Consider the following 661-nt stretch of genomic DNA (forward strand, 5'->3'; position numbering starts at 1 on the left):
ATTCTACATAACCAATATTATCAACTACAGCGCGAAATGCCGCTCCAGCCTCAATGGGTTGCAACTGCATATTATCACCAACTAAAACAATTTTTGCGCCTGCTTTTTCAACTTTTTGGACAAAATGCGAAAGTTGTTTTGAAGAAACCATTCCAGCTTCATCAATGACAAAAACATCACCAACCCGTAATTCATCTTTTTTATTTTTCCACGCTAATTCCCACGCAGCAAGAGTTTTACTTTTTATCTTTGAAGATTCTTCAAGACCTTCCGCAGCCTTCCCCGCAAGAGCTGCTCCAAATACACGCTTCCCACTATTAACCCACGCAATATTTGCGGCTTCCAATAGAGTGGATTTTCCAGCACCTGCATAACCAACAACCGCCGCAATACCTTTATCATCTGTAATATGTTGAACGGCTAATTTTTGTTCTTCTGAAAATTTAAATCTATCACTTTTATCTTTATTCTCAACAGACTTTATTGCCTCTAAAACCTGTCTATCTTTTACACCGTGTCCTGTCGTTTGAGACAACGAAACAACACTCCGCTCCATATCATATTCGGTTTTTAATATTTCCTTTGTGGAGTAAATAACTTTATAAGGATTGGAATGATCTTTAATTTTAATCAGGTTATTGCTTTGTTCTAAGCGCACCAT

General features: G+C 37.7%; 1 protein-coding gene. It reads right to left on the reverse strand.

Annotation, left to right across the window (positions count from 1 at the left end):
* A partial coding sequence (locus ACFILY_RS09655) for an AAA family ATPase (RefSeq protein WP_375673384.1) occupies nt 1-661 on the reverse strand: 661 nt, incomplete at both ends.

The sequence above is a fragment of the Bartonella sp. CL25QHWL genome, assembly GCF_042195335.1.
Classification (GTDB): Bacteria; Pseudomonadota; Alphaproteobacteria; order Rhizobiales; family Rhizobiaceae; genus Bartonella.